At 72.6% G+C, this 25,580-nt stretch carries 22 protein-coding genes; 10 read left to right on the top strand and 12 right to left on the bottom strand.

Features of this window, described 5'->3' with window-relative positions; all coding sequences use genetic code 11:
• Positions 1 to 20 precede the first annotated feature (20 nt).
• The 3 genes from AMK27_RS10595 to AMK27_RS10585 are packed head-to-tail and all read left to right on the top strand — an operon-like array spanning position 21 to position 3,747.
• A complete protein-coding gene (locus AMK27_RS10595; RefSeq protein WP_073904973.1) occupies positions 21 to 1,010 on the top strand; it encodes an ABC transporter ATP-binding protein in 990 nt (329 codons plus the stop codon).
• A gap of 2 nt (positions 1,011 to 1,012) precedes the next feature.
• The gene (locus tag AMK27_RS10590) at positions 1,013 to 1,768 is read left to right on the top strand and encodes an ABC transporter permease (protein ID WP_073904971.1); all 756 of its coding nucleotides are present in this window, start codon (positions 1,013 to 1,015) and stop codon (positions 1,766 to 1,768) included.
• Between the two features lie 5 nt (positions 1,769 to 1,773).
• Positions 1,774 to 3,747 carry a TOMM precursor leader peptide-binding protein gene (locus tag AMK27_RS10585; protein ID WP_241847408.1) on the top strand — a complete coding sequence of 658 codons (1,974 nt, stop codon included), beginning with the start codon at positions 1,774 to 1,776 and terminating at the stop codon, positions 3,745 to 3,747.
• Positions 3,748 to 3,886: 139 nt separating this feature from the next.
• Here AMK27_RS10585 and AMK27_RS10580 read toward each other — a convergent pair whose 3' ends face one another.
• Positions 3,887 to 4,057, bottom strand: coding sequence for a thiazolylpeptide-type bacteriocin (locus tag AMK27_RS10580; RefSeq protein WP_030757923.1), 171 nt, complete (start codon positions 4,055 to 4,057; stop codon positions 3,887 to 3,889).
• Between the two features lie 154 nt (positions 4,058 to 4,211).
• On the opposite strand from AMK27_RS10580, the gene AMK27_RS10575 reads away from it, so the two are divergent.
• Entirely contained in the window at positions 4,212 to 5,519 is a 1,308-nt protein-coding gene (locus AMK27_RS10575; protein WP_445194845.1) for an amidohydrolase, read from the top strand.
• On the opposite strand, the gene AMK27_RS10570 is transcribed toward AMK27_RS10575, so the two are convergent.
• From AMK27_RS10570 to AMK27_RS10545, 6 genes are all read right to left on the bottom strand, one after another.
• Positions 5,509 to 6,396 (bottom strand): DUF1684 domain-containing protein, encoded by an 888-nt coding sequence (locus AMK27_RS10570; RefSeq protein ID WP_073904968.1) that lies wholly within the window; start codon positions 6,394 to 6,396, stop codon positions 5,509 to 5,511. The genes AMK27_RS10575 and AMK27_RS10570 overlap by 11 nt on opposite strands.
• A 387-nt stretch (positions 6,397 to 6,783) precedes the next feature.
• On the bottom strand, positions 6,784 to 7,872 hold the full coding sequence (locus AMK27_RS10565) for a chitinase (RefSeq protein WP_107425528.1): 1,089 nt from the start codon (positions 7,870 to 7,872) through the stop codon (positions 6,784 to 6,786).
• A 126-nt stretch (positions 7,873 to 7,998) separates the two neighbouring features.
• Entirely contained in the window at positions 7,999 to 9,141 is a 1,143-nt protein-coding gene (locus AMK27_RS10560) for a S1 family peptidase (protein ID WP_073904967.1), read from the bottom strand.
• 196 nt (positions 9,142 to 9,337) lie between these two features.
• Entirely contained in the window at positions 9,338 to 10,234 is an 897-nt protein-coding gene (locus AMK27_RS10555; RefSeq protein WP_107425527.1) for a geranyl diphosphate 2-C-methyltransferase, read from the bottom strand.
• Between the two features lie 3 nt (positions 10,235 to 10,237).
• Entirely contained in the window at positions 10,238 to 11,692 is a 1,455-nt protein-coding gene (locus tag AMK27_RS10550) for a family 2 encapsulin nanocompartment cargo protein terpene cyclase (protein WP_073904964.1), read from the bottom strand.
• A gap of 310 nt (positions 11,693 to 12,002) precedes the next feature.
• Positions 12,003 to 13,424, bottom strand: a complete 1,422-nt coding sequence (locus AMK27_RS10545; RefSeq protein WP_073904962.1) for a family 2B encapsulin nanocompartment shell protein — start codon at positions 13,422 to 13,424, stop codon at positions 12,003 to 12,005.
• A 456-nt stretch (positions 13,425 to 13,880) separates the two neighbouring features.
• On the opposite strand from AMK27_RS10545, the gene AMK27_RS10540 reads away from it, so the two are divergent.
• On the top strand, positions 13,881 to 15,341 hold the full coding sequence (locus tag AMK27_RS10540; protein WP_073904961.1) for a basic amino acid/polyamine antiporter: 1,461 nt from the start codon (positions 13,881 to 13,883) through the stop codon (positions 15,339 to 15,341).
• A 62-nt stretch (positions 15,342 to 15,403) separates the two neighbouring features.
• Positions 15,404 to 16,666: an arginine deiminase gene (locus AMK27_RS10535; protein WP_073904959.1), complete on the top strand. Its 1,263-nt coding sequence runs from the start codon at positions 15,404 to 15,406 to the stop codon at positions 16,664 to 16,666.
• An 85-nt stretch (positions 16,667 to 16,751) separates the two neighbouring features.
• On the opposite strand, the gene AMK27_RS10530 is transcribed toward AMK27_RS10535, so the two are convergent.
• From AMK27_RS10530 to AMK27_RS10510, 5 genes are all read right to left on the bottom strand, one after another.
• The gene (locus AMK27_RS10530) at positions 16,752 to 17,255 is read right to left on the bottom strand and encodes a DUF1269 domain-containing protein (RefSeq protein WP_073904958.1); all 504 of its coding nucleotides are present in this window, start codon (positions 17,253 to 17,255) and stop codon (positions 16,752 to 16,754) included.
• Positions 17,256 to 17,294: 39 nt separating this feature from the next.
• On the bottom strand, positions 17,295 to 17,936 hold the full coding sequence (locus AMK27_RS10525) for a hypothetical protein (protein ID WP_073904956.1): 642 nt from the start codon (positions 17,934 to 17,936) through the stop codon (positions 17,295 to 17,297).
• Positions 17,937 to 18,000: 64 nt separating this feature from the next.
• Positions 18,001 to 19,095 carry a baeRF3 domain-containing protein gene (locus AMK27_RS10520; RefSeq protein ID WP_073904955.1) on the bottom strand — a complete coding sequence of 365 codons (1,095 nt, stop codon included), beginning with the start codon at positions 19,093 to 19,095 and terminating at the stop codon, positions 18,001 to 18,003.
• Positions 19,096 to 19,145: 50 nt separating this feature from the next.
• Complete coding sequence (locus AMK27_RS10515) at positions 19,146 to 19,634, bottom strand: DUF1269 domain-containing protein (RefSeq protein WP_073904953.1); 489 nt, start codon at positions 19,632 to 19,634, stop codon at positions 19,146 to 19,148.
• 257 nt (positions 19,635 to 19,891) lie between these two features.
• On the bottom strand, positions 19,892 to 20,473 hold the full coding sequence (locus AMK27_RS10510) for a TetR/AcrR family transcriptional regulator (RefSeq protein ID WP_073904952.1): 582 nt from the start codon (positions 20,471 to 20,473) through the stop codon (positions 19,892 to 19,894).
• A gap of 383 nt (positions 20,474 to 20,856) precedes the next feature.
• On the opposite strand from AMK27_RS10510, the gene AMK27_RS10505 reads away from it, so the two are divergent.
• The 4 genes from AMK27_RS10505 (at position 20,857) to AMK27_RS10490 (ending at position 25,485) form a co-directional block, all read left to right on the top strand.
• Positions 20,857 to 22,041 carry an agmatine deiminase family protein gene (locus AMK27_RS10505; protein ID WP_073904951.1) on the top strand — a complete coding sequence of 395 codons (1,185 nt, stop codon included), beginning with the start codon at positions 20,857 to 20,859 and terminating at the stop codon, positions 22,039 to 22,041.
• Positions 22,042 to 22,114: 73 nt separating this feature from the next.
• Positions 22,115 to 22,996: a DUF4436 domain-containing protein gene (locus AMK27_RS10500; protein WP_079188337.1), complete on the top strand. Its 882-nt coding sequence runs from the start codon at positions 22,115 to 22,117 to the stop codon at positions 22,994 to 22,996.
• Positions 22,997 to 23,178: 182 nt separating this feature from the next.
• The gene (locus AMK27_RS10495; protein WP_073904949.1) at positions 23,179 to 24,429 is read left to right on the top strand and encodes a serine hydrolase domain-containing protein; all 1,251 of its coding nucleotides are present in this window, start codon (positions 23,179 to 23,181) and stop codon (positions 24,427 to 24,429) included.
• Positions 24,430 to 24,708: 279 nt separating this feature from the next.
• Positions 24,709 to 25,485 carry a hypothetical protein gene (locus AMK27_RS10490; RefSeq protein WP_073905980.1) on the top strand — a complete coding sequence of 259 codons (777 nt, stop codon included), beginning with the start codon at positions 24,709 to 24,711 and terminating at the stop codon, positions 25,483 to 25,485.
• The last annotated feature ends 95 nt before the right edge of the window (positions 25,486 to 25,580 follow it).

The raw sequence follows: 25,580 nt of genomic DNA, 5'->3' as shown, positions 1-25,580 counted from the left end.
CCGAAGGAACCACGCACCACATGAGTGAGGTACAGACCATGTCAACCACATCCGCCGCGGGCGGTTCGCCGACCGCCGCCGTCCAGGTCCAGGGAGTCTCCAAGCGGTACGGGGACCGCCAGGCCGTGGACGACGTCTCCCTGGAGATCCACCGGGGCGAGTTCTTCGGTCTCCTCGGCCCCAACGGTGCGGGCAAGTCCACCCTGATCGAGATCATGGAAGGGCTGCGCCGGGCCGACGCGGGCACGGTCGCCGTCTTCGGCGAGTCGCCCTGGCCCCGCAACACCGCGCTGCTCCCCCGGCTCGGCGTGCAGACCCAGAGCTCCGCGTTCTTCGTCCGGCAGACTGCCCACGAGCATCTGCGCACCGTCGCCGCCCTCTACGGGGCGCCCCGGAGCGCCGTGGACGCAACCCTCGACACCGTGGGCCTCACCGAGCAGCGGGGCGTCCAGGTCGAGAACCTCTCGGGCGGTCAGCGGCAGCGCCTCGCGATCGCCTCCGCCCTCGTCCACGGACCCGAGCTGATCTTCCTGGACGAGCCGACCGCCGCCCTCGACCCGCAGGCCCGCCGCGCCCTGTGGGAGGTGCTCCGGAGCCTGAAGGCGGAGGGCCGCACGATCGTGCACACCACCCACCACCTCGACGAGGCCGAGGCGCTCTGCGACCGGATCGCCATCCTGGTGGACGGCCGGATCGCCGTGACCGACTCCCCGCACAACCTGGTCGGCGCCTCGCGGGCCCCGAGCCGTCTGCTGCTTCCCCTGGGCCGGCTGGACGAGGGACGGGCCGCGGCGATCGAGGGCGTCGAACGGGTCAGCGTCGAGGGAGGCTCCCTCGTCCTGGAGACCCACGCGTCCGGTCGGGTGCTCTCCGCCGTGGACAGGCTCGTCGGACTCGACGGCGTCCAGACCCGCTCGGCCAGCCTGGAGGACGTCTACCTCGACCTGACCGCCCGCCTCGCCGGTGCCGGACGGACGGCCCACCCCCGCACCGAGACCACGGAGTCCTGACCATGAGCGCCTACGCCGCACTGACCGGGGCGGGCTACCGGGCCCAGGTCCGCGACCGGACCACCCTCTTCTTCACGTTCGCCTTCCCCCTCCTCTTCCTCGTCGTCTTCGGGCTGATCTTCCGCGGCCAGGCCGTGCCGGAGAGCGGCCTGTCCTACCTCTCGTACACCGCGTCCGGCGTGCTGTCCTGGGGAGTGGCGAACGCCGCCGTGTTCGGCATCGCGTTCACCCTCATGCAGTGGCGGACCGACGACATCCTGCGGCTGATCCGGATGTCCCCTGCCCCGCTGTCCGCGGTCATTGGCTCCCGCTACGCGATCGCGCTGGTGGTCGGCGCCGTCCAGTCGCTGCTCTTCGTCGGGGTCGCGATGCTGCCGGTGTTCGGCCTCGAACCGGCCGCTGGATGGCCGCTGTTGATCCCGGTCCTGATCCTGGGCATCACCACCTTCCTGCTGCTCGGCGTGATCATCGGGTCGTTCGCCGACACACCGGAGTCGGTCGCGGCCGTCGCCAACTTTTTGATGCTCCCCATGGCGTTCCTCTCCGGGTCCTTCTTCCCGCTCGACTCGATGCCGTCCTGGCTGCAGAACGTCTCGCTCGCCATGCCGCTGCGCTACCTCAACGACGCCGTGTCCCACGCGCTCGCCGGCCGGGGCGACTCCTCGGACGTGTGGGTGGGATGCGCCGGACTGCTCGTGTTCGCCCTGGTCTTCGGCGCGGTCGCGGTGAGGACCTTCCGCTGGACCAGGTCCTCGTGAGCGCCGTGGCGAGCACCCGGGGCGGGACCGCGCCGCCTCTGCCGCTGCCCCTGCCGCTGGACGAGGCGCGGGCGGGCCTCCGGGCCGCGCTCGCCGCGCGTCTCGGGCGGGACGTGTCCGTCGTCCCGGTCGGGGCCACAGACGCCGGCGCGCCGCTCGGCGGCCGGGGAGCCCCGGACCCATGGGCGGCCGAGCGCGCCGGCGCCCGTGTCCACCTCACGGCCTCCGCCGTGCTCGTCGGCCCGTGGGGCGGCGACGGCACCGCGCCCGCGTGCGGGCGCTGCCTCGCGCTGCGCTGGCAGCGGTTGCGCAGCCGCAGCGAGCGCGACGCGCTGGAGACCGGCGGTCCGGACGGGCCGCGCCCCGCCGGGGTGTGGCCACTGCTCACCGACCATGTGTACGACGCGGTCGCGGCCCTCCACCGGGCGGTGCTCGACGGCCCGCACGGCGTCGAGCCCGCCGCGGCCGACCCCGCCGACCGGTCGCTGCCGCAGGTGTCCCGGATCGATCTGACGACGCTCGCGGTCCGCACGTACCCGCTCCTCGCCGATCCGCTCTGTCCCGACTGCGGCCCCGACCGCGCCCCGGCCGGGCCGCGCCCGATGGCCCTCGTCGAGCGGCGGAAGCCGGACCCGGGCACGTACCGGCTGCGTGCCGCGTCCGCGTACCCCCTGCCGCGCGAGGCGCTCGCCAATCCGGTCTGCGGCGCGCTCGGCGGCGGCACGTGGATCAGCGTCACCTCGCCGACGACGGCGCCGGTCGCCGGGAGCGTGTTCGTGCGCGGATACGCCGGTCTGAACGACGTGACGTGGAGCGGCCAGGAGAACACCTTCGCCACCAGCCGCACCCTGGCCTTCCTGGAGGGGCTCGAACGGTACGCGGGAACCCACCGGCGCGGCCGGCGCACCCCCGTGCACGGCTCCTGGCACGAGCTCCGGGACGATGCCGTCGACCCGGCCGTCTGCGGCTTCTACGATCCGCGCACCTACCGCGACGATCCGCTGGTCGACCCGTTCGACCCGGACCGCGCGATCCCCTGGGAGTGGGGCTGGTCGCTCCGCGACCTGCGTCCGGTCCTGGTCCCCTCCCGGCTCGTGTACTACAGCGCGGGTCTCGCCGCCGACAACTTCGTCTTCGAGTGCTCCAACGGCTGCGCCATCGGCGGCAGCCTCGAAGAGGCGGTCCTCGGCGGACTGCTCGAACTCGTCGAGCGGGATGCCTTCCTGAACGGCTGGTACGGCGACGCCAGGCTCACCGAGATCGACCTGGCCACCGTCGGCGGCCGGACGTCCGCCGCCATGGCCGAACGCGCGGCGCTCCAGGGGTACGACGTCCACGTCCTGGACAACCGCGTCGACCTGCCGGTCCCGGTGGTCACGGCGGTGGCGGTACGCCGGGACGGCGGCCCCGGCACCCTCTCGTTCGCGGCGGCGGCCTCCCTCGACCCCCGGTCGGCGGTGGAGGGCGCCCTGTCGGAGGTGCTCACCTACATCCCGCACCTCTCCCGCCAGACGCGGGAGCGGAGGGACGAACTCGAAGCCATGGCGGAGGACTTCGGCCTCGTCCGCCATCTGAAGGACCACGCGCAGCTGTACGGGCTGCCGCGGATGGCCGTGCACGCCCGGGGCTATCTGGAGCCCCGGGCGGTACGCCCCTTCGAAGAGGTCTACCGGGACTGGGAGTCGACCGGCCGGCCGCGGACGGACGACCTCCGGGACGACGTCCGGGCCGTGACCGACATGCTCGCGGGGGCCGGCCACGACGTGATCGTCGTCGACCAGACCACCCCCGAGCAGGAGCGGATGGGGCTGTGCACGGTGAGCACCCTCGTACCGGGTCTGCTGCCGATCGACTTCGGCTGGAACCGGCAGCGTGCGCCGCTGCTGCCCCGGCTCCGGACGGCCCTGCGCCGGGGCGGTCACCGGGCGACGGACCTGACCGACGCCGAGATCCGCCGGGTCCCGCACCCGTTCCCGTAGCCGCGCGGCCGGGAAGGCTTCGCGTTCCGCCCTTCCCGTAGCCGCGGGGCCGGGAAGGCGGCGGAACGCGAGGCGCCCGGTGTCCGAGGGACGGACACCGGGCGCTCCTCCGGCCGCGGTCCGGCCGGTGGGACGGCGATCAGGCCGAGCAGGAGGTGGTGCTGGTGGTGGAGCTGCACGTCGAGGTCGAGCTGGTGCTGGTGGAACCGGCCAGGACGACCTCGCTGGCGTCCGAGTAGTCGGAGATCTCGAAGGTCTCGGCCTCGAGCTCGAGGATCTCGTCGGCGAGCGTGCTCAGGTCCTTGTTCATGGCGCCTCCTCATGACCGCGGTCCCGGACGGGACCGCCCGGGGGGTGGGTTCGTCTCCCATTCCACCGCCACCCGCTCACCGTTCGGCATGTCTCCCGCACGCACATCGCTGGCACGCGACGCCAGCGGCGCGCCCTCACCCCTCTGGAGTCCTGTGAACCAGCCCGGATCCCCCGGTCCCGCCGCGGCGGGCCGACCCGAGTCCTTCGCTCCGGTCCTCGCCTCGGCCGGTGCGGCGCTGCGTCCCGCGCTCACCCTCTACCTGGACGTCCACCGGACGCCGGAGCTGTCCGGCGAGGAGCGCCGCACGGCCGGGCTGTTCGCGGACCGGCTGGCGGACCTGGGCCTCGACGTCTCCCGGGGCGTCGGCGGCCATGGCGTGGTCGGCGTCCTGCGCAACGGCGAGGGACCACGGGTGTACCTGCGGGCCGAACTGGACGCCCTCCCCGTGGAGGAGCGGACCGGGCTGCCGTACGCGAGCGGGAACGGCGCCATGCACGCCTGCGGGCACGACCTCCACCTGGCCGCGGCGGCCGGGGCCGCGGACGTCCTGGCCCGCGGGGCCGCGCACTGGCGGGGCACGCTCGTGGTCCTCGGCCAGCCGGCCGAGGAGACGCTGACGGGTGCGCGCGCGATGCTGGAGGACGGGCTGTACGAGCGGTTCGGCCGGCCGGACGTGGTCCTCGCCCAGCACGCGGCGCCGCTGCCCGCAGGCATGGTCGCGCACGGCACCCCGCACGCCCCCATGACGGCGGCGAGCACGGCCCTCGACGTCGTCGTGCACGGGCGCGGAGGTCACGCCGGGACGCCCCACCTGGCCGTGGACCCGGTGGTGACGGCCGCCGCCGTGATCACCCGCCTGCAGACGATCGTCTCCCGCGAGAGCGCCCCCGCCGACCAGCTCACGCTCACCGTCGGCACCCTGCGGGCGGGCACGGCCGTGAACGTGGTGCCGGACACGGCGGAGTTGGGCATCGGCCTGCGGGCGCTCACGGACGCCTCCCTGGACCGGGCGCTCGCGGCGGTGGAGCGCATCGTCCGGGCCGAGTGCGCCGCCTCCGCCTGCCCGCGCGAGCCGGGGATCACGGTCGTCTCCCGTGCCCCGGCCCTGTGGGGCGATCCGGCCGCGACCCGGGCGGTCCGCGCCGCCCACACCGGGCTCTACGGCTCCGCCCGGGTCGCCGACTGGCCTCCTTCGCTGGCCTCGGAGGACTTCCCGCTGTACGGCGGCGCGGGCGCCGCGCTGCACGGCGAGAAGGACGTCCCCCTCGTCTACTGGATGACCGGCACCGCGAGCCCCCGCCAGTGGGCGGCCTCGGCGGGCCGGCTCCCGCCGAACCACTCCCCTCTCTTCGCGCCCGACGTGCGGACGGCCCTGCCGCCGGCCGTGACCGCGCTCGTGGCGGCGGCTCTCGGCACCCTGGCGGGGCCGGAGGTCCCGGACCGGGCGGCTACGGGGTGACCGGACCGCGCTCGTGCGGGATCTTCTCCCCCGCCTCGACCGCGACGGGCAGCCGGTTCTCCGCGGGCGGCAGCGGGCAGGTCGCGAAGTCGGTGTACGCGCAGGGGAGGTTGGTGGCGCGGTTGAAGTCGAGCACGACCTCGCCCTCGGGGCCGGGCGCGTCGATCCGCAGGCTGCGGTTGGCCGCGTACGTGGTGACGCCCGAGGTCTCGTCGGTGAAGAGGACCGAGAAGCCGCCGGGGGTGTATCCGTTGAAGGCGGTCAGGCTCAGGTCCCGGCCGTCGAGCCGGAAGGTGATCGCGCCCGGTGCGTCGTAGACGTGCTGCAGCCCCTCGACGGAGGCGCCGACGGTGGTCGGCCGCGGCGCGGCGAAGGGGACGTACCGGCCGGTGACGACCCAGCGCGGATCGGGCGCGTACGCGGGTGTCCCGGCGAAGCCGACCCGCAGCGGGTGGCCGGGGCGCCTCGGCCGGACGATGTGGTGGCCGCCGCGCTTGGCCACCTCGATCACGGTGTCCCCCCAGACGGCGTCGACGCCGCCGCGCTCCGGGATGACGCCGAAGTCGTACCGTCCGCGGACGACCGCGCCGTCGACGACGAGTTCGGTCCCCTCGTCGAGTTCGACGGTGACGCTCTCGGGTCCTGTCGACCAGAGGCCGGGGGCGTCGGTGACGCGCTGCGGCTCGTCGGTGAGCCAGTGCAGGCCGGTGATGGCGAGGAAGCCGTGCTCGGCGGCGAGCCGGTCGTCCTTGTCGCGGTGCCACTCCTCCCACGCGGTGGTGAAGGCCTTCACCTCGGATGCGGCGTCGGCGCCGGCGTCGGTCCCGGTGGCCGGAACCGGAACGGTCGCGGGAACGGAGACATTGCGGGTGGTCATGGGTCCTCCTGATGTCGTCTGCGCGTCGTGTGCGGGGCTTGCACCGGGAGGCCGCTCGCACCCGCCCGTGCCGGCGGGGCCCGAAGGGGCTGCCGGAGGGTGGCGCTCAGGGGTGCGACGGGGGCTCGGTGGTCGCGCGGGCGACGGCCGGCTGCCGGGACGAGGGCCTCGGGGTCAGCCGGAACAGGACGTGGTCGTGACGCGCACGTAGTCCACGTGTCGGCGCGTCACGAGCAGGGTCATACGGCCAGCAAAGCACAACTGCCGTGCTCGGTACCAGTGATCCCGGCTTCCGGATCACTGGTACCGAGCACGGCACGCGCCGGCAGGGCCGGCCTCGCGGGGGCCCAGAAGGCGGCAGGAGGGCTCCCGGAGGCGGTGGGGGCGCTACCGGCCCTGGAGGGCCTTCACGTTGTCGCCGAACGTCCAGCCCTTCGACCCGTCCCAGTTCGCCGACCAGGTCATCAGGCCCTTGAGCGCCCCGTTGTAGTGGTTCCAGGCCTGCGCCACGAGCGACGGCGCCATGTGGCCGCCGCCCGCGCCCGGCTGGGCGGGGAGGCCGGGGACCTGCTTGTCGTACGGCACCCGGATGGTGGTGCCCTGGATCACCAGGCCGCGGTTCAGGCAGTCGGTCTGCGCGACGAACCCGGCGACCGTGCCCGCCGCGTACGAGTCGCCCGAGCATCCGTACATGCTGCCGTTGTAGTACTGCATGTTGAGCCACCACAGGCGCCCGTTGTCGGCGTACTTCTTGACGATCGGCAGGTACGCGCCCCAGATCGAGCCGTAGGCGACGCTGCCGCCGGTGACGTACGCCGTCTCCGGTGCCATCGTCAGCCCGAACCCGGCGGGCATGCGGGCGAGGACGCCGTCGATGATGTACACCAGGTTGGCCTGGGACGCGGACAGCGTGCCGATGCTGCCGCTGCCGACGAGACCGGTCTCGATGTCGATGTCGATCCCGTCGAAGTTGTACGTCTTCAGGATGGGCACGATGGTGGCGATGAACCGGTCCGCGACGGCACGGGAGTTGAGGTCGATCCCGGCGGCGGCTCCGCCGATGGACATCAGGAGCGTCGCCCCCGTCGCCTTGGCGTTGCACATCTGCGCCGGGGTGGAGACGCGGACGGTGCTGTCCATGCCGTCCTGCCACAGCACCGTTCCGTCCGAACGGATCACGGGGAAGGCGGCGTTGATGACGTTGTAGCCGTGAGCGGCGAAGCGCGGGTCGTCGATGGGTGCCCAGCCGAAGGGCGGATGGACGCCGTTGGCCGCGCCGTCCCAGTTCTCCCAGTAGCCCTGGAGCACCTTGCCCGTGGGCTTCTGCTTGAGGGCACAGGTGTCGGCGGCCGCGGCGGACGGGGCCGCCGGGGCGGTGGGCGGGGCGGCCGAGGCGACGGGAGCCGCGAGGGTGGCGGCGGCGAGCAGGGTGGCGAGACCCGCTCCGACGAGACGAGCGATCCGGGGCGCTGGCATGCGTGCTCCTGGGGACGTGGGGGGATGGTCCTAGGGGTGGCGCGCGCTCCAGCAGACCGTAGGTTGGTCCAGACCATTCGTCAACCACCCTCGCGGACAAGGGTGTTGCCGGTTCCCTTCAGTCCGTCATGCCGTGTGCAGCGTGAGGCCGTAGCGGCTGAGGATCTCGTTCACGGGCTGGAACCAGGTCTCTCCGCCGGACGAGCAGTTGCCCCAGCCGCCGGACGTGACGCCCTGGGCCTGGTCGCCGCTGATGAACGCGCCGCCGGAGTCACCGCCCTCCGCGCACACACTGGTCTTCGTCATCTGCTGCACCGCGCCCTGGCTGTAGTTCACGGTCTCGTTCTTGGCCAGGACACTGCCGCAGTGCCACTTGGTCGTGGAACCGGAGCGGCAGATCGACGCGCCGATCGGCGCCTCGGCCGAGCCCTTGACGAGCCGGTCCGGTATCACGCCCCAGCCGAGCACGACCGGCACCGTCCACCAGCCGCTGTGGACGCTCACGTACGCGTAGTCGTTCCCGGGGAACGAAGAGCCCTGGAAGGTTCCCATCGCGGAACCGTCCCAGCCCCGCACGGCCGCCCCGGCCCCGCCGCAGTGCCCGGCGGTGACGAAGCCGCCGTGCACGGAGAAGCCGATGGAACAGCGGACGTTGCCGGTGTAGTACGGGTCGCCGCCGACGGTTCCGGCGGCGTACGTACGGGGTGCGGTCGCCGTCTCGGCGACGGTGACGGGTCCGGTCTCGCGGGCCCGCTCGACGAAGGCCCGCACGGCGGGGGCGTTCCGGTCGGCGCGGACGACGGTGACGACGACGCTGTTGGAGCGGGGGTCGACGTGCCAGCCGGCGACACCGCTCGGAGCGGGGCGGGCGTCGAGCCGCGCCTTGGCCCGGTCGAGCGCGCCGGCACTGTGCCGGACGAGCCGGGTGTCGGCGCCGAGCGCCTCGACCTCGGCCACCTCGTCGCGGTCGGTGAGGGCGACCACGAGCCGCCCGGTGTCCGCGTCGAACCAGGAGCCGCCGTACGCTCCTCCGGCGGCCTTCCTGGCCTCGGACTCGACGCGGGTCGCGGCGCGTTCGGCCGCCAGCCGCTCCTCGGCCTGCCGCGCGGTGAGCCCGAGGTCCTGGCGCATCGCGTCGAGGAGTCCCGCCGACGCGGTGGGCGCGGCGGCGGTGGGGACGGCACTGGCGGGCATCGCCTGGGCGGCGCCGAGTCCGACGGTGAGCAGCAGGGCCGCGGCGGCGGCGCGCAGGGCGGACGTACGTTTCACAGGAGCCTCCTGGTGGGGGGAGCACGTACTGAGAGCGCTCTCAAGCGAGCGCGTACGTCACCGTAGCGACAGTCGACTTGTCAGGTCCAGACCACGAACGCACATTCGGCCGGAAGGCGACGGGGGCCGCACGCCCGCAGGGCCCGGTCCGTCGCGCGACGGACCGGGCCCTGCGGTGCCCGTGGGACCGGCCGGTTCAGACCCGGTCGGCCGCGATCAGGACGTACTGGAAGGAGCCGTCCCTGTAGGAGTTGATGAACGCCTCCTCGATGCCGGTGACCAGGGACGACGTGGCACGCAGCTCCCAGTAGGGCAGGGTGTCCGGCGTCAGGTCGATGACGGCCTGCGGGACCAGGCGGTTGTCGGCCATCGCGCGCAGGTACTCGCGGCGGGAGTGGATGTTGCACTCGAAGTGCGCGTTGATCTGGGAGACCCACTTCGAGGGCTGGCCGTACCGCGGGTTCCAGCAGCCGGTGATGGTCACGTAGCGGCCGCCGACCTTGAGGAAGCGGGAGTGCTCGGCGAAGAGGTCGTCGAGGTCGACGTACATGCTCGACTCGTTGTTCCACGAGGCGGCGATGCTGCCCTTCTCGAACGGGGTGTCCAGCATGTTGCAGACCTGGGCGTGGACGTGGTCGTCGATGCCCAGCTCCCTCGCACGCCTGTTGCCGAAGTCGGCCTGCGTGGAGGAGAGGGTGACGCCCTCGACCTTGCAGCCGAAGCGCTGGTGGGCCATCACGCTCGAACCGCCGCGGCCGCAGCCGGCGTCCACGAGCGTGTCGTCACGCCCGATGGCTCCGAGGTTGTCCAGGAGCACCTCGGCCTGCGCGGACTCCAGCCGGTGCAGTTCGGTGATCAGCTTCTTCTCGTACTCGCTGTCCGCGCTGCTCCCGAGGGCGGCGTGGTCGACGGCGCCGATGCCGTAGTGGTGGTGGTAGAGCCCGTCGACGTCGCCCAGACGCAGGTTCACCGGCCTGGCCTCGTCGTTCCAGTAGCGGGCGATGTCACCCTGGTACGGCGTCGCGGGGGACGGGACGAACGCGGAGGTGCCGGTGACGGTGGTGTACTCGGTGCTGGTCACAGATAAGTCCATTTCTTACCAGAAATCGGGCAGGCTGTAGCGATAGGTGTTGGTCTGGTGCCAGTAGTGGTTGCCGTCGACCCACACGGCCACGCCGCGCAGGAAGCGCTGGACGGTCGGGACGGGGCAGGCCTCGGCGAGGGCGGCGGCCTCGGCCTCGAAGTCGCGCATGAGGTCGTTGTGGACCTCGACGGCCTTCAGATAGCCCTCGCGGTCGGACACGCCTTCGCGGTGGGCGATCACCACGGGCAGGTTCAGGTGCGTGCCGGGGCTGTCCAGTTCCTTCATGTACGAGTACAGGTCGTTCACGAGGGTGGTCGCGTTCCCGGCGAGCGCGAGGACGCGCTGCATGGCCGGCTGGGCGTGCAGGTCCGCCGGGAGTTCGTAGCCGCCGACGGTGTCGGTGATGGTGGGGCAGGGGCGGAAGTTGTTGAACTGGCGCATCGCCAGGTACTCCCACACCTCCGGCATGTGGTCCGTCTCGGCCCAGGCGGCCTCGGCGAGGTAGCCCATGTGCAGCCGGGCCATGTCGTGCCGGAACCGGTCGGCCTGGGAGGGGGTCGACTGGGCGACGAAGTACTCCATGGCGGAGCGGTAGGCGCGTCGCGGGGCGTCCGCGTGCAGCGACTCCGCCCAGAGCGGCTGGTACTCCGTCGTGGTGTGGAGCGGGTCGAGGGCGGTGTGCGCGAGGAGGAGCCGTCCGCCGAGGCCGATGGGCGAGCCGCCGTGGTCCTCGCAGTAGCAGTCGTCGACGGCGTTCTCGGCGACCATCAGGCGCGTGGCGATCATCAGGTGCTCGACGGTCGGGGCGTCGGGGTGGCAGGCGACCATGTAGCGCCCGACGGAGAATCCGTCGAACTCGCCCTCCCAGTCCTCGGGGTAGAGCTGCACCTCGTCGAGCGCCCAGGCCTTGATCCTGCGGCTGACCTCGTCGACCCGTACGGGGTCGGGTTCGGGTACGGGGTGGAAGTAGAGGCCCGGGATCGGCCGGCCCACCACGGGTGCCTCGGGCTCCGGGGTTTCCGGCGGCTCGGGGGCGGTTGCCCGCCGGCTCAGGGACAGGGCCGCCGTGCCGAGGCCGGTGGGCCCGGGCAGGACGAACCCCGCCCCGGGAAGCGGCGGCGCGGTCACGGCGGCGGGAGGCACGAGGGCGGCCACGGCGGCGGGAGCGACGACGGCCGCGCCGGCGGCCACGGGTACGGCGCCGATCGCCGGCACCGTACCGATCGCGGGCGCGGGCACGGCGCCGATGAGGGCGGCCGGAGCGGTCACCGGCGCGGTGCCGGGCGCGGGCGTCGAGGCGGTCACCGGCGCGGTGCCGTCACCGGTCGCGGCGGCGGCCGTGGCCGTGAGCGCGGCCGCGCCGGCCGTCTCGGTGGGAGCGGCCGCCCGTCCGAGGACGTGGAGCCCGAAGTGGGCGGCGGCGGTGGGCAGGCTCGACTGCAGAGGGGAAGGCCCGGGTTCGGGCATCCGTGGCTCCTTGGTGAGGGTGGTGGGCTGCTGTCCGTGGTCCCGGGCACGGTCGGCCGGCCCGGGACGCTCCGGACCGTCGCGGCCTTCGTGGCGGCCGCGGGACAGCTCCGATAGGCCGTCTCTTTCGGATCTTGCCGGTCAAACCCGTGTCGTCCGGCGCCTGGGGCCTCCCCAGGCCCGCCAGGGCCGAGGGGACGCATCGCAAGGCGGAGAGGTACCCGCGTACTGGACGTACTCGGGTGCCTCGACAACGCGGCGAGGTGCGGTGCCGGGCGGCACGGGTCAGGCAAGATCCGGAAGAGACGGCCTAGTGCCTGCGGGCGATCTCCACGTTCTCCAGCACGCCCAGCGCGTTCGGCACGAGGATGGCGGCGGAGTAGTACGTGGTGACGAGGTACGACATGATCGCCTGCTCGCTGATGCCCATGAAGCGCACCGACAGGCCGGGCTCGTACTCCTCCGGGAGTCCGGTCTGGCGGAGGCCGATGACGCCCTGGTTGTCCTCGCCGAGGCGCATGGCCAGGATGGAGCTGGTGTTCTCCTTGGTGATCGGGATCTTGTTGCAGGGCAGCAGCGGGACTCCGCGCCAGCTGAGGACCTGCTGGCCGTCGAGGTCGACGGTGCCCGGGTTGAGGCCGCGGGCGTTCCACTCGCGGCCGATCGCGGCGATCGTCCGGGGGTGGGCGAGGAAGAGTTTGGTGCCGCGGCGGCGGCAGAGGAGCTCGTCGAGGTCGTCCGGGGTGGGCGGGCCGGAGTGGGTCTGGATCCGCTGCTTGAAGTCGGCGTTGTGGAGGAGGCCGAACTCCCGGTTGTTGATCAGCTCGTGCTCCTGGCGCTCGCGCAGCGCCTCGATGGTGAGCCTGAGCTGCTCCTCCGTCTGGTTCATCGGCCCGTTGTAGAGGTCGGCGACCCGGGTGTGGACCCGCAGGACGGTCTGGGCGACGGAGAGTTCGTACTCGCGCGGGTTGAGCTCGTAGTCGACGAAGGCGCCCGGCAGCGCGAACTCGCCGGTGTGGCCGGCCGACATCGCGATCTCGGCCTCGCCGTGCTTGTTCTGGCGCTGCAGCGGGAGCGAGCTGAACGCCTCGATGTGGGCCTGGAGGGCCGGCGACGAGGCGAGCACCGCGGCGAACTCGGCGCGGGAGAGGGTGAGCAGCGTGCCGGAGGTCTCCGCGGTGGCGGTGTAGTCCCAGCGGGCGTCGGCGTCCAGGAGGGCGTTCTCGCCGAAGCGGTCGCCGTCGGCGAGGACGGCGACGGCCACCTCGTCGTCGTACTTGCCGAGGGAGGTCTGGTTGATGCGCCCGTGGGCGACGAGGTGGATCTCCTCAGCCGGGGTGCCGCGCGTGACCAGGACCTCGCCCGCGCCGAAGTCGCGCTGGACGCAGCGGCCGGCCAGTGCGTTCAGCACCTCCTCGTCGTCGAAGCCGCGCAGCAGGGCGAGTTCGCCGAGTTCGCGGGGGATCACCCGGACGTGCGCCCCGTCCTGGACGAAGTCGATGCGCCCGTCCCCGACGGTGTAGCTCAGCCGGCGGTTGACCCGGTAGGCGCCGCCCTTGGTCTCGACCCAGGGGAGCATCCGCAGCAGCCAGCGGGAGCTGATCTCCTGCATCTGCGGGGCGGACTTGGTCGTGGTGGCGAGGTTCCGGGCGGCGGCGGTGCTGAGGCTGGACTGCTTCGGCGCGTCCTGCTGGGTGTCCTGCTGTGCTTCCGGGCTCGTGTCGACGGTCATGGGGCGGGCTCTCCTTCGCAGGGGGGTGGTGACCGGCGCGCACGGGTGCCCCGGTCAGTGAAAGAGGAGGAGTTCAAGAGGCGGTGAGGGCGGGGCGGGTGGTGCGGGTGGTGGAGGCGGCGGCGAGAAAGGCAGGGAAATGCGATCAAAGGGGAGAAAGAGGGATGAAGATCTGGGAATCCGTCCAGATCTCGGGGAACAGTAACGGCCGCCGGACCCCGTACACCCCGTAGACCCAAAGGCATTACCTCGAAGCGGCGATCTTGCCCCGCCAGAGGTTTAACCCGATGATCTGCGGCATTCGGGCCACGTGGCCGAGAGCTCACGGATCGAACCGTCACGGCCCACGCAAAGAGGTGTGTACGCGGACAAATGGATCCTTATCCGGCTAGATTCGGCTTCCAGTCATCTCTCGTCGCTTCCAGGGGTGGGCACCGGGTGCCCCCGAGGTAGGTCATGTCGCACGCTGATTCCGGAACAGACGCCCCCGCCGCCGGGTCCCCGCCGGCGGCCAAACTGACGCTCGTCACCCTGACCGCGATGGTCGTCGGCTCCATGGTCGGCGCCGGTGTCTTCTCGCTGCCCCGCCGGTTCGCGCAGGAGACGGGTGTCGCGGGCGCGCTCATCGCCTGGGCGATCGCCGGATTCGGCATGCTGATGCTCGCGTTCGTCTTCCAGGCGCTCGCGGTGCGCCGCCCGGACCTGGACGCGGGTGTCTACGCGTACGCGAAGGCCGGTTTCGGCGAGTACCTGGGCTTCTTCTCGGCGTTCGGCTACTGGGCGAGCGCCTGCGTCGGCAACGTGACGTACTGGGTGCTCATCATGTCGACGATCGGCGCGATCTGGCCGGCGCTCGGCGACGGCGACACCGCCCTCGCGATCATCCTGTCCTCGGCCGGGCTGTGGGCGTTCTTCCTGCTCATCCGGCGCGGGGTGAAGGAGGCCGCCGCGATCAACCGGATCGTGACGGTGGCCAAGGTCGTGCCCATCATCGTCTTCGTCATCCTGGCGCTGTTCTGTTTCGACGCGTCCGTCTTCGCGGACAACTGGGGCGGCGCCGACTACGCCGGCTCGCTGTTCAACCAGGTCCGCGGCACCATGCTCGCGACCGTCTTCGTCTTCCTCGGGGTCGAGGGCGCCAGCGTGTACTCCCGGCACGCCAAGCGCCGCGAGGACGTGGGCCGGGCGACGATCCTGGGCTTCCTCAGCGTCTTCGCCGTCTTCGCCTCGGTGACCATCGTGTCGTACGGCATCCTGCCGATGAGCGAGATCGCCGAGCTGCGCCAGCCCTCGATGGCCGGGGTCCTGGAGGCGGCCGTCGGCACCTGGGGCCAGGTCTTCGTCAGCGTCGGCCTCATCGTCTCCGTCCTCGGCGCCTATCTCGCCTGGACCCTGATGGCGGCCGAGGTGCTGTTCGTGGCGGCCAAGGACGAGGACATGCCGCGCTTCCTGGGGCGCTCCAGCGGCGACGACGTTCCCGTGCCCGCACTGCTCATGACCACGGCCCTCAGTCAGGTCGTCCTCGTCGTCACGGCGTTCTCCGACGACGCCTTCAACTTCGCGCTCGACCTGACCAGCGCGCTCAGCCTGATCCCGTTCCTGCTCGCCGCCGCGTTCGCGGTGAAGATCGCGGTGCGGCCCGAGCGGGAGAAGGTGGCGGGCCGGAGCACCCGGGGCGAGCTGGTCGTGGCCGTGCTCGCCACGGTGTACACGGCGTTCCTGCTGTTCGCGGCCGGGCTCAAGTTCGTCCTCGTCTCCTTCATCATCTACGCGCCGGCGACCTTCCTGTTCGTCAAGGCCCGGCGCGAGCAGGGCAGACAGCTCTTCTCGCCGCGGGAGCTGGTCATCCTCGCCGTCTCGATCGCCGGCTTCGTCATGGGCGTCGTGGCCCTCGCGGCCGGCTGGATCAGCCTCTGAGCCCGCCGCGGCCCGCTCCGGTCCGTCCGTCCCGTCGTCACCCCGCTCCCGAAAGGCCCCGCATGACCAGCAACGACGCTTCCGCCAGGCCCGCGCTCGGCGTCCACTCCGAGGTCGGACGGCTCCGCAAGGTCCTTGTCTGCTCCCCGGGGCTCGCCCACCGCCGGCTGACCCCGACCAACTCGGACGACCTGCTGTTCGACGACGTGATGTGGGTGGAGAACGCGCAGCGCGACCACGCCGACTTCGTCAACAAACTGACCCAGCGGGGCGTCGAGGTCGTGGAGCTGCACCACCTGCTCACCGAGACGATGGCGATCCCCGAGGCGCGGGCCTGGCTCCTCGACCGGAAGATCATCGCCAATGAGGTCGGTCTGGGCCTGATCGACGACACCCGCGCCTTCCTGGAGTCCGTGTCGCCCCGCGATCTGGCCGAGTACCTGATCGGCGGCCTGTCGACGGCCGATCTGCCCGACGCGTTCCGTTCCGGCTACCTCTCCCTGGCCCGTGAGGCCACCGGGGTGCGCGAGTACCTGATGCCGCCGCTGCCGAACACGCTCTACACCCGTGACACCACCTGCTGGCTGTACGGCGGCGTGACCCTCAACCCGCTGTACTGGCCGGCGCGGCACGGCGAGACCCTGCTCATGAAGGCGGTCTACACCTTCCACCCCGACTACCGGGACGCCACCGTCTGGTGGGGCGACCCCGAGCGGGACTGGGGCCAGGCCACCTTCGAGGGCGGCGACATCATGCCCGTCGGCAACGGCGTGGTGCTCATGGGCATGAGCGAGCGCACCTCCCGGCAGGCCATCACCCAGGTCGCCGCCTCGCTGTTCGAGAGGGGCGCGGCCGACCGGGTCATCGTCGCGGGCATGCCGAAGCTGCGTGCCGCGATGCACCTGGACACCGTCTTCACCTTCGCCGACCGGGACATCGTCACGCTCTACCCGAAGATCATGGACTCGGTCCACACGTTCACGCTGCGGCCCGGCAGCAAGGCGCCCGGCGTGGACATCATCGACGAGGGCGGCACCCCGTTCGTGGACGTGGTCGCCAAGGGCCTCGGGCTGCCGGGGCTCCGGGTCATCGAGACGGGCGGCGACGTGTACGCCTCCGAGCGGCAGCAGTGGGACAGTGGCAACAACGCCGTCGCCCTCGAGCCCGGCGTCGTCTTCACGTACGACCGGAACACCCAGACCAACACGCTGCTGCGCAAGGCGGGTGTCGAGGTCATCACCATCGTGGGCGCGGAGCTCGGCCGGGGGCGCGGCGGCGGCCACTGCATGACGTGCCCGCTGATCCGGGACGCGGTCGAGTTCTGACCGCGCGCGAACGGACCGGCCGCCCCCGCGAACGGACCGGCCGCCCCCGTGGAGGGGACGGCCGGTCCGGTGTGCTCCGGCCGGGTCAGCCGGTCGCGTCGGGGCCCGCCAGCTGCTCGGCGAGCTCGCGCTCGCTCTCCTCGGGCAGCGAGGTCTTGAGCACGGTGCCGCCGAAGGGCTCCACGGCGGCGCCGAACTTGTCCTCCGCGACCTTCGACGCCATCACCACGACGGCGGACGAACCGGGTGTCAGCAGCGACTGGACCTTGTCGCGGAACGTGTTGTCGACGCCCATCTGGTTCAGCTTGCCGATGAGTCCGCCGACGGCGGCGCCCACCACACCGAGCCCCGGCGTGAGGATGATCATGCCGAAGACCAGACCCCAGAGGGCGCCGGCGGTGGCCGAGAGGGCGGCCTCGCCCTTCCGCCTCGCCGGGGTGTCCACATGGGTCTTGCCGTCCGCGTCGACCGAGACGACGGCGAGCCCGGTCAGTTCGACCGCGTGGCTGTCCCCCAGCTTCTGCACCTCGGCGAAGACCCTGTTCGCGACGGCGCGGTCGTCGTAGCCGAGGACGATGAGTTCGGACATACGGCTCTCCTCCTGTCTCCTCCTGTGTCGGGCCTGGCCTCAGTACCGCTGCGCCTTGGTGAGCCGCGGCGTCAGCACCGGCTCGGCGGGCTGCCGGCTGATGACCAGCGGCTGCTGGCGCGCGCCCGGCTGGAGGTCCTCGACGCCGACGAACTGCGTCTCGACGACCTTGCCCGAGGGGTCGAGGAAGTCGACCTGGACGGCGTAGGAGGCCTCTTCGTCCGTCTTGTTGGTGATGTTCAGGACGACGGTCAGCTTTCCGCCGGTGTCCGCGCGGGGTTTGCCGGTCATCGCGACCTCGTTCCGCGCGTTGCCCGGGGCCTTGACGTCCTCCAGCTCGTCCTCGGCCTCCTGGCGCGAGCGCTCGACCGCCGCGCCGATGGACGCCTTGCGCTCGGCCTCGCGCGCGGAGGCCGAGGCCGCCGCGGAGGAGGCCGACGCGCGGGCGGACTCGACCGCGGCGGCTCCCGACGAGGCGACGGAGGAGGGCAGTTCGCCCGTGAAGTCGGCCGTGTCGGGGGCCGAGGGGCGCGCGCTGACGGGGGGACTTCCGGTGTCGTCGTTCCCGCTGTCGCAGGACACGAGGCCGACCGCGCCGAGGGCCGTGACGACGACGGCCGTGGCCGCGCTCGCGGCCCGTGCGCGGACCGCCCGCTTGGCGCGCGCCGATGTGGGGTTCACAGGATGCGTCCTCTTCTCGTGTGCGTTCGTCGTACGGCCGGGTGCGGCCTTGGCGCGGTCGCCGTCAGTAGCGCAGGACGGCGGCGATGCGGTCCATGTCGAGCAGGGTGTCGTCGCGGACGAACTGGACCTCGGCGCCGGTGTCGAGGGCGCGTTCGACGATCTCGTCGACCATGTCGTCGCGTGACGCGGGCTCGGAGGGCTCGGCGGGCTCCAGGTGGCCCCCCTCGTCCCGTACGACGGTCCGGTAGTGGTCCTCGACGGCGAGCAGCCGGATGCGGCCCTCCTTCACGGCCTGCCACACCTCGTCGATGCCGCCGGCGAACTCGCGGCGTCCCCGGGCGGCGTCGAGTTCGGCCAGGACGGTGGTCGCCGCGGCGTTCTCGCGGGCGACGCGGGCGGGTTCGACGGCCTCGTGGACCGCGGCGGCCGGTCCCTTCGCGAGCCCTCCGCGGTGGACGGGTGTCGCGCCCGGCTGCAGCGGTCCGGTCTCCTCGAGGAGTGCGAGGGCGGCGGGTTCACCGATCACGTACAGCGGGCGCGGCGCGGAGGCGAGGACCGTGCGCAGCGCCGTGTGCGCCTCGCGCAGGAACTGGCGGGTGGCCTCGTCCTGGAAGGTGCTGGGCAGGTCGCCGATGCGCTCCTTGCGCTCCGCGTCCGGGTCTTCGAGGCTGCGGGTGAAGGGGAAGCCGTCCCCGGTGTGCTCGGTGACCCGCTCGGGGCTGCCGCTCCACAGCGAGACGCGGTCGGCGGAGACGGCGAGTGCCCAGGAGGGCTGCTCGGCGGCCTGGGCGGCGACGAGGTTCCTGGTGAGGAAGGTGTCGGCGATGACGACGCGCTCGGGGACGGACCGGGCCACCGTCCACACGTGGTGCTCCCCCGGGGCCACGAAGACGACCAGGCCGTCCTCGGCGTGCGCGAGGTCGGTCTCGGCCACCGCGCGGCTGAGCTGGTCCATGACGTCGGCGCGCCGTTCCCGGGTCACCGCCGGGTCGTCCTGGACGGCCTTCTCCACCGCGGCCACGAGGTTGCGGAGCCGTACGGGGTCCTGGGTGTTGTCCGGCTCACGGCGGTGGGTGGGCATCACGAGGGACACGGCGGGGTACGGGCGGGGCTGTCGCAGCTTCGCGAGTACGTCGCTGCTGAGCGCGGGGTCCATGGGGGGAGCCTTCCTGACGGGTTCCGGCGGTCCTGCGGTGGGGCGGCCGGCTACTGGGGGCCGGCGAGCTGCTCGGCCAGCTCCTTCTCGTCCTCGTCGCTGAGCGAGGTCTTGAGGACGGTGCCGCCGTGGGGCCGCATGGCGACGGTGAACTTGTCGTCGGTGACCTTCGAGGCCATGATCACGACGGCGGCCGAACCGGGCTTGAGGAGGTTCTGCACCTGCTCGCGGAACCGGTCGTCGACACCGGACTTGCTGATCTTCCCGACGAGGCCGCCGAGGGCGGCTCCGGTCAGGAGTCCCACACCGGGGAGCAGGAAGAGAAGGCCGAAGATGGCGCCCCACACGGCACCGGAGGCGGCGGAGGTACCGACGACGCGGCTGTCGGTGTCGACGTGGGTGCCGCCGTCCGCGTCGACGGAGACGACGGCGAGACCGTTGAGGTGCACGACGTAGTCCCGCTGCAGCGCCTGCACCGTGTCGTACGCCTGCTCGGCCACGTGGGGGTCGTCGTATCCGATGACGATGAGCTCAGCCATTCCCGCCTCCGGGGAGAAGGGGCCATGAGGTGTCATCGTGTCCCGATATGGCCACCCTCGCGACTCGGTGTTCCCCTCAACGGGCGTACGGGGGCCGCGCGGGCGCGCAGCCGCGCGCCCCGACGGTCGGCGGCGGCTCGGCCCCGTCCGGGCCAGGTCGAAGGACCCGGCCCCGTCCGGGCCAGGCCGAAAGACCCGGCCCCGTCCGGGCCAGGCCGAAAGACCCGGCCCCGTCCGGGCCAGGCCGAAGGAGAGGCCTAAGGCCGGTCGAGCGAGGTCAGCTCCACGTCGACGGCTTCCCGCAGCAGGGTGCGCGCGTGGTCGATGCCGATGCCGCCGCTCAGCCAGCGCATGCTCAGGCCCTCCAGGAGTGCGGTGAGCCGTTCCGCGGCGGAGGCGAGCGCGGCCGCCGGAGCCATCGGGCGCACCTGCCCCAGGAGTGCGGCGACTTCCTGCGTCCAGGTCAGGGTCGCCCGCGCGAGGTCCTCGCGCAGGACCGGGTCGAAGACGGCGCTCGCCCGCAGCTCGCCCCAGGCCGAGCTGTTCTCCCGCACCTCCGGTGTGTCCTGGAGTTCCAGGAGGAGCACCTCGTCGAGTTCCTCGCGGGCGCTGAGGGGCTCCGCGTCGGGGTCGCGCTCCGTGGTGTACCGCTCGGCCCGGTCGTTGATGAACTCGAGCGTGTGCCGCAGGATCCCGGTCCGGTCCTTGAAGTGGTAGTAGATCAGGCCGGTGGAGACCCCGGCCTCCGCGGCGAGCTCCTCCACGCGCAGGCCGCGCACGCCGCGCCGGGCGATCACCCGGGCGGCCGCTTCCAGGATCTGAGTACTGCGAGACGACATGCCCCGAACCCTATCCGCTCCCGTCCTCCGGCTGTCCCGTCGAGGTCCGCAGGTCAGGGGGACGGGCGCGCACCGCCCGCTCGCATCATTGACCTGGTTTTCAGTCCACGGGGGTACAGAGCCGCTCGACCGGGGCCGCGCCGGCGGCACCGACAGGGTGGATCCGGGCGCGCCATGCCCCGTATGCGCTTGACTGAAAATCCAGTCAGTGTCAGAGTGGCGCCACGGCCCACCCCCACTCACGTCCGGGTACCCGCGACCGTCTCCGCACGGCGGTCACCCGTGTGAAGCCCAGGCCCGCGAATCCGGCACGCCGCGCGCGTTTCGCCGCGATCCGCCCGCCGCCGCTGGATAGTCTCGCCAGCCCATGATCGGAGCACAGCGTGTCCCACCCCTCCCCCACCCGCCGCACGGCCCTGCGGGCCTTCGCCGGCATCAGTGGTGCCCTCGCCTTCGGCGCCGCGGGCTGCGGCCCCGGTGACTCGACTCCGTCCGGTGCCACCGGTGTCTCCACCAGCCCGGCCACCGGTTCCGCCCGCCCCTCCTCCGAGGGCGGCGAGCGCCGCTTCGGCGCCGAGTGGGACAGCCACACCCGTACGTTCATGTCGTGGCCCGCGCTCGCCTCGGTGTGGGGGGACGAGCTGCCCTACGTCCGCGAGGACATCGCCCGTATCGCCCGTGCCGTCGCCGGGTACGAGGCCGTCGTCATGATGGCCCGGCCGGCGCAGGTCGCCGCGGCCCAGCGCGCGTGCGGCGCGGACGTCGAGGTCATCGCGATGCCGGTCGACGACCTGTGGGCACGCGACACCGTGCCCGTGTTCGTCGAGGACGGCGACGAGCTCATCGGGGTGGACTTCAACTTCAACGGCTGGGGCAACAAGCAGGAGCACACCAACGACTCCCAGGTGGGCCGGCTGCTGCTCCGCAAGTACGGCATCCCCCGCGAGGTGGCGCCCCTCGTCGCCGAGGGCGGCTCCTTCGAGACCGACGGCGAGGGGACCCTCCTCGTCACCGAGAGCTCGATCGTCAACGACAACCGCAACCGGGGGAAGACCCGGGACCAGATCGAGGACGAGCTGATCGAGACGCTCGGCGTCGAGAAGGTGGTCTGGCTGGCGGGCGTCCGCGGCCAGGACATCACCGACGCCCACGTGGACAGCCTCGTCCGGTTCACCGCCCCCGGCGTGGTCCTCCTGGACCAGGCCTTCCCCGGCTCTCCCCCGGACTCCTGGTCCCGCTCGGCCGACCAGGCCCGCTCGGTGCTGGAGAAGGCCACCGACGCGCGCGGCCGCCGCTTCGAGATCATCGACCTGCCGCAGCCCGACCTCGACCGGATCACCGGCGAGGGCGACGACTTCGTCTCGACGTACGCCAACTTCTACGTCGCCAACGACTCCGTCTTCATGCCCAGGTTCGGCGACCGCGCGGCCGACGACCGCGCCAAGGGCATCCTCCAGGACCAGTTCCCCGGGCGTGACGTCGTACAGGTGCAGATCGACACCATCGCGTCCGGTGGCGGCGGGATCCACTGCGCGACCCACGACCAGCCCGGCAAGCCCGCCGCCTGACCCGCGCGCCCCGACCCCCTCGTCCCTCCTTCTGCCCTCTCCCCCCCCTTCCCCCTTCCCCTGGAGCACGTGCGTGTCCGTCAAGCGTCGTCAACCACGGTCCCCCGGCGGGCCGCTGAGCGCGGGACTCGTGCTCCTGGCCGTCGCGGCGGCCGCTCTCTGCGGGCTCTGGCTCCAGTTCGGCGAGCGCCAGGACCTGGACACCCGCCACACCGCCGGAAGCCAGGCTCCCGACCGGATCGACATCGACGCCTCCGTGCAGCGCGTCGACGCCGCCGGCCGGGAGCTGGTCCTGCGGGTCCTCGTCACTCCCCGCGGCGAGCTCGCGGAGGCGGGCGGCATCTCGCCCGCCGAGAACCTGACGCTCCAGACCTCGTCGTCGGTACGAGGGGACCTCACGTTCCCCGCCCACAGCCGGATCGCGAGCGTCGACGTGCCCGTCACCCTGACCGGCGGCCCGATCACGGACTATCCGTTCGACGCGTACGAGACGGACATGGAGTTCGGCGCCGTCCAGGGCGGCGAGAGCGTACCCGTGCGCATGACGCTCACCAACCGGGACGCCCTGTTCTCCCTCGCCGTCGACACCTCCGAGATCAAGGGTGCGGCCGTGTTCTCGGCGGAGGTGGCCCGCTCCCGCAGTGTGCTCGTCTTCTCGGTGTTCATGATGCTGGCGATGTGGGCGCTCGCGGTCGCGGTCCTGATGGGCGGCTGGCACCTCGTACGGCGGCGCATGGGGCTGACCTGGCCGGCGCTCGGCTGGATGGCTGCCACGCTGTTCGCCCTGGCCGCCTTCCGGAACACCGCCCCCGGCACGCCGCCGATCGGCAGTCTCCTCGACTACCTGGCGTTCTTCTGGGCCGAGACGCTCATCGCGTTCTGCGTGATCGTGGTGGTCGTGCGGGCCGTACGGGCGGAGGGCCCGCCGCCGCCGCGCGGCACGCCCGGCTCCTGACCCGGGGCCGGGCGGGCGCGGCCCACTCCGGCCGCCCACGCCGGCTGCCCACTCCGGCCCCACGTCGGCCGCCCCACGACGCGGCCGGACGGCGCTGCCGTCTGCCCCACACGGGCGGGTCTCACGCGGTCTGCGGAGTGTTCGCCCGGGGGTCGGCCTCGTGCCCGGACATAGTGCGGGGCATGACGCACACCCCCCTCTCCCCGCGCACGCGCAGGCGTGCCCGGTCCCGCAGGGCCCTGCTCTGCGCCGCCCTCCTCGCCCTCACCGTCCAGACCACGGCCGTGGCCCCCGCGCTCGCCGAGGGTCCCGGCGGCCGCGGCGGGTCCGACTGCGTGCGGACCGAGGGCCGCCTGGGCGGGAAGGCCCGCCAGGTCCTGGACATCACCCGCAAGGCCAAGAAGGACCTCAGCCTGAACGCCGTGCAGGTACGGGTCACGGTCGACGGGCGCGAGGTCCTCACGGACGCGCTCGGCGAGTCCATGACCGGTGTCCCGGCCGAGCCGGGCATGCACTTCCGCGCCGGCTCCGTGGCCTTCGCCCACATCGGGACGGCCCTCCTCAGGCTGGTCGAGGAGCGGCGGGTCCGGCTCGACGACACCGTGGAGCGCTGGCTGCCCGATCTGCCCCAGGCGGACCGGATCACCCTGCGCATGCTGGCGTCCAACACCACGGGCCTCCACGACTACGTCACGGACCCCGCGTTCCTGGAGGAGCTGGTGGCCCACCCCTTCCGGGCGTGGACCCCCGAGGAACTGGTCGCCTATCCGCTCCGCCACTCCTTCTGGTACGAGCCGGGGACGAGCTGGAGCTACTCCCACGCCAACTACGTCTACCTGGTCGAGGCGCTGGAGAAGATCACCGGCGTACGGATCGACCGCCTGGTGCGGGAGAAGGTCACGGGGCCGCTGGAGCTGCGGAACACGCAGAACAACTTCACGCCCGACATCCCGCGCCCCGTCCTGCACGCCTTCACCTCGGACCGCGGCCTCTACGAGGAGTCCACGTTCTGGAACCCGTCGTGGACGACCGCGCCCGGCGCCGTGATCACCACCGACATCTGCGACCTGGCGCGCTCGGCGCAGGCCATCGGCAGCGGCGAGCTCCTCTCCCCCCGCTCGTACCGCACCCTGCTCAACCCGGGCACGGTCGGTCTCGGCGGCGAGAGCGCGACCTGTCCCGCGACGATCTGCCTCAAGCAGACCGAGGAGGCCCACTTCGGCCTCGGGGTCATCGTGGTCGACAACTGGATCGTGCAGAACCCGTCGTTCTCGGGGTACGCCGCCATCCAGGCGTACCTCCCCTCCGAGCGACTGGCCATCGCGGTCTCGGCGACCAAGACGGCGACCACGCCGGAGGGCAACCAGGCCGAGGTGGTCGCCGAGCGGATCGCGGCCGCGCTCGCCCCGGGGGACCCGCTCGGGATCAGCTGATCCCCGGACCACGTGACCCGGGCGGGCGGCGTGCCCCGCGTGCGTGACCCTGGCCGCGTACCCCGGACGGGTCACCCGGTCCGCAGGCCCTCGACCGCGTGCCCCTGGCCGTGCGGCTCCGCCACCCACCGGCGGAGCCGCACGGCCGCGTCACGCCCCCGACCACCCGGGCGCCGCCCTTCGCCCACGGCGACCGATCTGAGTAGCCGTACTCATGGCCCGGGGCGGGGCCGGGCGGGAGCATGGCGCCAGGGTGTGAACGGGCTCGGAGGGGGCGGCGTGAACAAGGTCGTGGGTGTGTTCGTGGCTGCGGGTCTCGCGGTCGGAGCGCTGGTCCTGGCGTACGCCGTGGGGGTGCCGCCGGGCACCCTGCTCGCCGTGGGAGCGGGCGCCCTCGGACTGCTGTGGCTCCTGCTGCTGCTCACCGCGCCGTGGAATCTGTACTTCCGCGCGCACGCGGTGCTCGCCGAGATCGCCGTCAGCCGCGAGAAGGGCATCGCCGTCTCCGGGGAGCGGGACACCGAGGCGCGGCGCATCGCGCGTGTGATGCTGCGGGCCGCCGTCGGCGGGCATGTGGTGACGGCCTGCGTGGCGCTCGCCGCGGCCGCGACGACCGGCCGCGAGGCGGGCTACTGGTTCGCCGGCTTCTTCCTCCTCAGCACGTTCTTCAGACCGGCCGGGGCGTACTTCGGCCAGCTGCGGCGGAGGCTGGGCGTCCTGCTCAAGGACGTGACGTTCCCGCGTGACGACGTGGTGGCGCTGACCGGGCGGGTCGCCGCCCTGGAGAGCGGCGCCTCGGTGCTCGACGGCAAGGCGGAGGAGCAGTACCGGGCCCTCGCCGAGCTGCGCCGCACGGTGGACGCCGTCGCGCTGTCCTCGCATCAGCGGGCCGACGAGACGGACCGGAGGATCGCCGCGCTGGCGCGGGAGTTCGAGTCGACGGTGAACCGCCTCACCGACAACGAGGAGATCGTCACCGGTCTGAAGGCCTTCCTGCGCCTGCTGCGCGCCACCGACGCCGGCGGTTCTCACAACACGCCCGGCGCCGCTGTGTGACCGGTGTTACGGATCAAGATCCGCCGGGTTGACACGGGTGTAACGGCCGTTCCGTACGGTCGGGGCTCGAACGGTTCCACAGAGAGGCGCCCCGG

The sequence above is a fragment of the Streptomyces sp. CB02009 genome (genome assembly GCF_001905825.1).
GTDB lineage: Bacteria > Actinomycetota > Actinomycetes > Streptomycetales > Streptomycetaceae > Streptomyces.
The sequence above is the reverse complement of the archived record's forward strand: the minus strand, read 5'-3'. Positions and strand labels throughout refer to the sequence as shown.